The sequence below is a fragment of the Azonexus sp. genome (assembly GCF_030824335.1).
Classification (GTDB): Bacteria; Pseudomonadota; Gammaproteobacteria; order Burkholderiales; family Rhodocyclaceae; genus Azonexus.
This window is the reverse complement of record NZ_JAVBXX010000026.1, coordinates 39,243-46,322: the sequence shown is the minus strand read 5'-3', so window position 1 is coordinate 46,322 and position 7,080 is coordinate 39,243. Positions and strand designations below refer to the sequence as shown.

Annotated in this window: 7 protein-coding genes and 1 tRNA gene; all 8 read left to right on the top strand. The window is 58.3% G+C overall.

The genetic code is table 11. From position 1 onward, the window contains the following. A partial coding sequence (locus RCI20_RS14425) for an aspartate kinase (protein WP_306606641.1) occupies window positions 1–627 on the top strand: 627 nt, incomplete at its 5' end. Window positions 628–679: 52 nt separating this feature from the next. Further along, window positions 680–772, top strand: a tRNA-Ser gene (locus RCI20_RS14420). A 452-nt stretch (window positions 773–1,224) separates the two neighbouring features. After that, a complete protein-coding gene (locus tag RCI20_RS14415) occupies window positions 1,225–2,565 on the top strand; it encodes a Na(+)-translocating NADH-quinone reductase subunit A (protein ID WP_306606639.1) in 1,341 nt (446 codons plus the stop codon). Window positions 2,566–2,567: 2 nt separating this feature from the next. Beyond that, window positions 2,568–3,782: an NADH:ubiquinone reductase (Na(+)-transporting) subunit B gene (locus tag RCI20_RS14410; protein ID WP_306606637.1), complete on the top strand. Its 1,215-nt coding sequence runs from the start codon at window positions 2,568–2,570 to the stop codon at window positions 3,780–3,782. Beyond that, entirely contained in the window at window positions 3,772–4,557 is a 786-nt protein-coding gene (locus RCI20_RS14405) for a Na(+)-translocating NADH-quinone reductase subunit C (RefSeq protein WP_306606635.1), read from the top strand. Before RCI20_RS14410 ends, RCI20_RS14405 begins: the two co-directional genes overlap by 11 nt. 2 nt (window positions 4,558–4,559) lie before the next feature. Continuing rightward, window positions 4,560–5,231: an NADH:ubiquinone reductase (Na(+)-transporting) subunit D gene (locus RCI20_RS14400; protein ID WP_306606633.1), complete on the top strand. Its 672-nt coding sequence runs from the start codon at window positions 4,560–4,562 to the stop codon at window positions 5,229–5,231. Window position 5,232: 1 nt separating this feature from the next. Next, the gene (nqrE, locus tag RCI20_RS14395) at window positions 5,233–5,841 is read left to right on the top strand and encodes an NADH:ubiquinone reductase (Na(+)-transporting) subunit E (protein WP_076093274.1); all 609 of its coding nucleotides are present in this window, start codon (window positions 5,233–5,235) and stop codon (window positions 5,839–5,841) included. Window positions 5,842–5,851: 10 nt separating this feature from the next. Beyond that, window positions 5,852–7,078: an NADH:ubiquinone reductase (Na(+)-transporting) subunit F gene (gene nqrF, locus RCI20_RS14390; protein ID WP_306606630.1), complete on the top strand. Its 1,227-nt coding sequence runs from the start codon at window positions 5,852–5,854 to the stop codon at window positions 7,076–7,078. Window positions 7,079–7,080: the final 2 nt, after the last annotated feature.

Here is a 7,080-nt window from a genome sequence, read left to right as displayed (position 1 = left end):
GAGATGCTGGAAATGGCCAGCCTCGGCTCCAAGGTGCTGCAGATCCGCTCGGTCGAATTCGCCGGCAAGTACAAGGTCAAACTGCGCGTTCTTTCCAGCTTCCAGGACGAAGGGGAAGGCACGCTGATCACTGTTGAGGAAGACAAGAATATGGAACAACCGATCATTTCCGGTATCGCCTTCAATCGCGACGAAGCCAAGCTGACCATGCTCGGCGTTCCGGATACTCCGGGCATCGCCTACCAGATTCTCGGTGCCATTGCCGACGCCAACATCGACGTCGATATGATCATCCAGAACGTCGGCCACGACGGCACCACCGACTTCTCCTTCACCGTCAACCGTGGTGAATTTGCCAAGGCCAAGGAAATTCTCGAAGGCGTCAAGCAGAAGCTGGGCGCGCGTGAAATCACGGGTGACAACAAGATCTGCAAGGTTTCCGCCGTCGGTGTTGGCATGCGTTCGCATCCGGGCGTTGCCTCCAAGATGTTCAAGGCGTTGGCTGATGAAGGGATCAATATCCAGATGATTTCGACGTCTGAAATCAAGATTTCCGTCGTTCTTGACGAGAAATATCTGGAACTTGCCGTTCGTGTTTTGCATCGCACTTTCGATCTTGATCAGTAATATTTGACCAAACGGCGCGGAGTCGATATCATCCGCGCCTCGTTGCAGGACAGGAGACGTGGCCGAGAGGTCGAAGGCACTCCCCTGCTAAGGGAGCATCCGGGCAAAACCTGGATCGAGGGTTCGAATCCCTCCGTCTCCGCCAGACTACTGGCAGACTGCTTGCAACGGAAGAGAAGCCCTGAGAAATCAGGGTTTTTTTTCGCCTGTATTTTTGGGTTAAAAATGCCGCTTCTCCAGATTGCTCGCTCGATTTTCAAAAATCTGCTGCTTTCCTTGCAGTCATGTGGGGAATCCTCCTGTTTAGCAGGAAGGTGACATCTTGGGATTGATTTATTTTACTGATTTTTAACGATTGTTTTTTCTGGCGCTTTTATTGCTTACAGGCTTATCCGAATTGTTTTATTGGTTTTCGGGCAGGGAAGTCCCATTTTTTCGGGTTGTCAGTTTTCATTAAGTTTTCAGTCGGCTAAAATCCATGGCTTTGTACAATTCTGCAAAGATTTGGCGGCAAGGGCGGGGCGGTGTGCAGTTTGCGGAGCTTTTTTGCCGACCAGGCTCACCCTGTATTGTTGAAACTCTCTTCGGGTTAAGCGAATGATCAGAATTAAACGCGGTCTGGACTTGCCCATCACCGGGGCGCCTGAGCAGCGTATCGAGGCCGCCAGGCCGGTACGCAGCGTGGCTGTCATCGGCTTCGACTACCATGGTATGAAGCCGACGATGGCCGTTCAGGCGGGTGATCGGGTCAAGTTGGGTCAGGTGCTGTTTTCCGACAAGAAAACGCCTGGCGTACATTTCACGGCGCCGGGCGCTGGCGTTGTCAGCGCCATCCATCGCGGCGAGCAGCGGGTGCTGCAATCGGTGGTGATCGATCTGGATGGCGATGATGCCGTCGAGTTCGCTGCCTATTCCGATGGCCAGCTTGATGCGCTGACTGGCGAACAGGTGCGCGGGAATCTGCAGCAATCGGGTTTGTGGACGGCATTGCGCACGCGTCCGTTCAGCAAGGTTCCTGCGGTCGACGCGACGCCAGCGTCGATTTTCGTGACTGCCATCGATACGCATCCGCTGGCTGCCGATCCGGCCGTGGTCATCGCCGAAGCTGCCGAGGATTTCACCCGCGGCCTGCGTGTGCTGGCCCGTCTGGCCAAGGTTTTTGTCTGCGTTGGTGAAAACGCCAAGGTACCGGGCAGCGGTCTGAACAATGTGCAGGTCGAGCAGTTTGCCGGCCCGCATCCGGCCGGTCTCCCGGGTACCCACATTCATTTCCTCGATCCGGTCAATGCGCACAAGACGGTGTGGCAGGTCGGTTACCAGGACGTCATCGCCATCGGCAAGCTGTTCGTCACCGGCCGTTTGTCGGTCGAGCGCGTCGTCGCGCTGGCGGGCCCTATGGTCGACAAGCCGCGCCTTGTGCGTACGCGTCTGGGCGCCAACCTCGACGAACTGACGGCTGGCCAACTCAAGGTCGGCAAGCCGGTTCGCGTCATTTCCGGTTCGCTCTTCGGCGGCCGCTCGGCCCGTGGCGCCTGCGCCTGGCTGGGGCGTTACCACCAGCAGGTGTCCTGCCTGGAAGAGGGCACCGAGCGCGAGATGCTGCATTACCTGCGCGCTGGCGCGGAAAAGCATTCGGTGATGAATCTCTACATCTCCAAGTTGAACCCCGGCAAGTTGTTCAACTTCACCACCAGCACCAACGGCAGCCCGCGGGCGATGGTGCCGATCGGCAATTACGAAGAAATCATGCCGCTCGACATCCTGCCGACGCAGTTGCTGCGCTACCTGATCGTCGGCGATACCGACATGGCCCAGAAGCTGGGGTGTCTCGAACTTGACGAAGAGGATCTGGCGCTGTGCAGCTACGTCTGTGCCGGCAAGTACGAATACGGTCCCATTCTGCGTGACAACCTCACGCGCATCGAGAAGGAGGGTTGAGCATGGGTCTGCGCTCCTGGCTCGATAGCATCGAGCATCATTTTCATAAAGGTGGCAAGTACGAGAAGTTCTACGCTCTGTACGAAGCTGTCGATACCGGCCTGTACAAGCCGGCCAGCGTGACCAAGACGACCGCCCACGTGCGTGACGGCCTCGATCTGAAACGGATGATGATCACCGTCTGGCTGTGCACCTTCCCGGTGATGTTTGCCGGCATGTGGAACGTCGGTTTCCAGGCCAATACGGTATTTGCCGGCAACCCGGATTTGCTGGCTGCCCAGGACAACTGGCGGCTGGCCTTGATCGCGCTGTTTGCCGGCTTCGATCCGACCTGTCACTGGGACAACCTGGTGCATGGCGCGGCCTACTTCCTGCCGATCTACGCGGTGACTTTCATCGTCGGCGGTTTCTGTGAAGTGCTGTTCGCTTCGATCCGCAAGCATGAGGTCAACGAAGGTTTCTTCGTCACTTCGGTGCTGTTTGCGCTGACGCTGCCGCCCTCCATTCCCTTGTGGCAGGTGGCGCTCGGTATCAGCTTCGGTGTCGTCATCGCCAAGGAAGTCTTCGGCGGCACTGGCAAGAACTTCCTCAATCCGGCGCTGGCTGGCCGAGCCTTCCTGTTTTTCGCTTATCCGGCGCAAATTTCGGGTGATGCGGTGTGGACCGCAGTAGATGGCTTCACTGGTGCAACGCCGCTGGCGACAGCTGCCGCCGGCGGTATTCCGGCGGTGGTGGCGGGCGGTCTGACTTGGTGGAATGCTTTCCTGGGACAACTGCCCGGGTCGATCGGTGAAACCAGCACGCTGGCCATCCTGATCGGCGGTGCCGTTCTGCTGCTGATGAAGATCGCTTCATGGCGCATTGTCAGCGGTGTCATGCTCGGCATGATAGCCACCAGCCTGCTGCTCAACAGCATTGGTTCGACGACCAACCCGATGTTTGCGATGCCGTGGTATTGGCACCTGGTGGTCGGCGGCTTTGCCTTCGGCATGATGTTCATGGCGACCGACCCTGTCTCGGCGGCGATGACCAATACCGGCAAATGGATTTTCGGTGCGCTGATCGGCCTGATGGTCGTGCTGATCCGTGTCGTCAATCCGGCATTCCCCGAGGGCATGATGCTGGCGATTCTGTTCGCCAACCTCTGTGCCCCCTTGATCGACCACTTTGTGGTTACGGCCAATATCAAGCGGAGGGCAGCACGCCATGTCCAGTAAGAAAGAATCCACGGCACGCACGCTGCTGGTGGCGCTGACCGTCAGCCTGGTGGCATCGGTTTTCGTTGCCGGCTCGGCGGTTGCATTGAAGCCGGTGCAGGTTGAAAACCGCCTGCTCGACAAGCAGCGCAGCATCCTCGCCATCGCCGGCCTCGGCGACGACCTTTCGTCGGCCCAGGTCAAGGAACTGTTCAACAGCCGCATCAAGGCGCATGTGATCGATCTGAAGACCGGGGAGTACAACACCAGTCTCGATCCGGTGACTTTCGACCCGCTGAAGGCGTCAAAGGACCCGAAGCAGTCCGCCGCCCTGGCGGGGGCTGAGGATCTGGCGCTGATCAAGCGGCGTGAGCAATTCACGACGGTCTACATGGTCGAGCAGGACGGCAAGATGGAATCGCTGATCCTGCCGATCCGCGGCTACGGCCTGTGGTCCACGCTGCACGGCTTCCTTGCCATCAAGCCGGATTTCAATACCGTCGTTGGTCTCGGTTTCTATCAGCATGCTGAAACCCCGGGGCTTGGCGGCGAGGTCGACAATCCGAAATGGAAGAGCCTGTGGCCGGGCAAGACGCTGTTCGACGATGCCGGCAAGCCGATCGTCAAGATCGTCAAGGGCGGGGTCGATCCGGCCAGCCCGGATGCTGGTCACCAGGTCGATGCACTGGCCGGCGCCACGCTGACCAGTAACGGCGTCGATCGTTTGTTGCAATTCTGGCTCGGCGAGCAGGGCTTCGGTCCCTTCCTTGCCAAGCTGCGTCAGCAGGGGGCTTGAGCATGGCACAACAACCTACTGTTAAAGAAGTCCTGTTCAATCCGGTCTTCAACAACAACCCGATTGCGCTGCAGATCCTCGGTATCTGCTCGGCGCTGGCGGTCACCTCGAACCTGAAGACGGCACTGGTCATGGCTATCGCGCTGACGCTGGTGACGGCCTTCTCCAACCTGTTCATCTCGCTGATCCGGGCGCAGATTCCGGGTTCCATCCGGATGATCGTGCAGATGGTCATCATCGCCTCGCTGGTCATCGTGGTTGACCAGTTGCTGCGTGCCTTCGCCTTCAGCCTGGCCAAGCAGTTGTCGGTGTTCGTCGGTTTGATCATCACCAACTGTATCGTCATGGGCCGGGCGGAAGCCTTCGCCATGCAGAACCCGCCGATGCTGTCGTTCTGGGACGGGATCGGCAACGGTCTGGGCTACAGCGCGATGCTGGTGGCGCTGGGTATCGTTCGCGAACTGTTCGGTGCCGGCAAACTGCTGGGTATCGAAATCCTGCCGTTGATCAAGGATGGTGGCTGGTATTTGCCGAATGGCCTGTTGCTCCTGCCGCCGTCTGCTTTCTTCCTGATCGGCCTGTTCATCTGGGGCTTGCGTACCTGGAAGAAGACGCAGGTCGAGCCAGCAACTTTCCGCATGGCGCCTCAGGTCAGCAACAAGGAGGCCTACTGATATGGAACATCTACTGAGTCTATTAGTCCGCACCGTGTTCATCGAGAACATGGCGCTCTCCTTCTTTCTCGGGATGTGTTCCTTCATCGCCATCTCGAAAAAGGTTGAAACCGCCATCGGTCTCGGTATCGCTGTAGTTGTCGTCCAGGTCATCACGGTACCAGCCAACAATCTGGCCTATACCTATTTGTTGCGCGAAGGTGCGCTGGCCTGGGCTGGCATGCCGGATGTCGATCTGTCCTTCCTCGGCCTGCTCACCTACATCGGCGTCATTGCAGCAATCGTGCAGATTCTGGAAATGCTGCTCGACAAGTACGTGCCCAGTTTGTACAACGCGCTCGGTATCTTCCTGCCGCTGATTACGGTCAACTGCGTGATCATGGCCGGTTCGCTGTTCATGGTCGAGCGTGACTACAACTTCTCCGAAAGCGTGGTCTACGGCTTCGGTTCCGGTGCCTCCTGGGCGCTGGCGATTGCGCTGTTGGCAGGTATCCGCGAAAAACTGAAGTACAGCGATGTGCCGGATGGCCTGCAGGGCCTGGGCATCACCTTCATCACCATCGGCTTGATGTCGCTGGGCTTCATGTCCTTCTCGGGCATTCAACTCTAAGGGGGCGGGGATGAACATTCAGGAAATCCTGCTCGCTATCGGCATGTTCACCGGCATCGTGCTGGCGTTGGCGGTCTTCATCATTGCCGCCCGCGCCAAGCTGGTATCCAGCGGCGATGTCGATATCGAAATCAACGGCGAGCGCACCATCACCGTACCGGCTGGCGGCAAACTGCTGCAGACGCTGGCTTCCAACAACATCTTCCTGTCGTCGGCCTGCGGCGGCGGCGGTACTTGCGCCCAGTGCAAGTGTCAGGTGCATGAAGGTGGCGGCGAAATGCTGCCGACCGAAGAATCGCACTTCACCAAGCGCGAAGCAAAGGAAGGCTGGCGCCTGTCCTGCCAGACCCCGGTCAAGCAGAGCATGAAGATCGAAGTCCCGGAAGAGGTGTTCGGTGTCAAGAGGTGGGAATGCACGGTCGAGTCCAATCCGAACGTTGCCACCTTCATCAAGGAACTGACCCTGCGTCTGCCGGAGGGCGAAAGCGTCGACTTCCGTGCAGGCGGTTATGTCCAGCTTGAATGTCCGCCGCACGTTGCCAAGTATTCGGATTTCGACATCCAGGAGGAATACCGCGGCGACTGGGACAAGTTCAACATGTGGCGCTTCGTCTCCAAGGTCGACGAGCCGGTGATCCGCGCCTACTCGATGGCCAACTACCCGGATGAAAAGGGCGTCGTCAAGTTCAACATCCGTGTCGCTTCGCCACCGCCCAATCGTGACGACATCCCGCCGGGCAAGATGTCATCCTTCGTGTTCAACCTGAAACCGGGCGATAAAGTTACGGTCTACGGTCCGTTTGGCGAGTTTTTCGCCCGCGATACGGATAACGAGATGGTCTTCGTCGGTGGCGGTGCCGGCATGGCGCCGATGCGTTCGCACATCTTCGACCTGCTCAAGCGTCTGAAGTCGCAACGCAAGATCACTTTCTGGTACGGCGCGCGCTCGATGCGCGAGGCCTTCTATGTCGAGGAATTCGACAAGTTGGCCGCCGAGAACCCGAACTTCAAGTGGCACCTGGCGTTGTCCGATCCGTTGCCGGAAGACAACTGGACCGGCTACAAGGGCTTCATCCACAACGTGCTGTACGACAACTATCTGAAGGACCACCCGGCGCCCGAGGATTGCGAGTTCTACATGTGCGGACCACCGATGATGAACTCGGCCGTGATCAAGATGTTGCTGGATCTGGGTGTCGAGCGCGAGAACATCATGCTCGACGACTTCGGCGGTTAAGA

What these genes read in the sequence shown, in the direction of transcription:
- RCI20_RS14415 (WP_306606639.1), top strand. Translation starts at nt 1,225, where the DNA reads ATGATCAGAATTAAACGCGGTCTGGACTTGCCCATCACCGGGGCGCCT.
- nqrE (WP_076093274.1), top strand. Translation starts at nt 5,233, where the DNA reads ATGGAACATCTACTGAGTCTATTAGTCCGCACCGTGTTCATCGAGAAC.
- RCI20_RS14405 (WP_306606635.1), top strand. Translation starts at nt 3,772, where the DNA reads ATGTCCAGTAAGAAAGAATCCACGGCACGCACGCTGCTGGTGGCGCTG.
- nqrF (WP_306606630.1), top strand. Translation starts at nt 5,852, where the DNA reads ATGAACATTCAGGAAATCCTGCTCGCTATCGGCATGTTCACCGGCATC.
- RCI20_RS14410 (WP_306606637.1), top strand. Translation starts at nt 2,568, where the DNA reads ATGGGTCTGCGCTCCTGGCTCGATAGCATCGAGCATCATTTTCATAAA.
- RCI20_RS14400 (WP_306606633.1), top strand. Translation starts at nt 4,560, where the DNA reads ATGGCACAACAACCTACTGTTAAAGAAGTCCTGTTCAATCCGGTCTTC.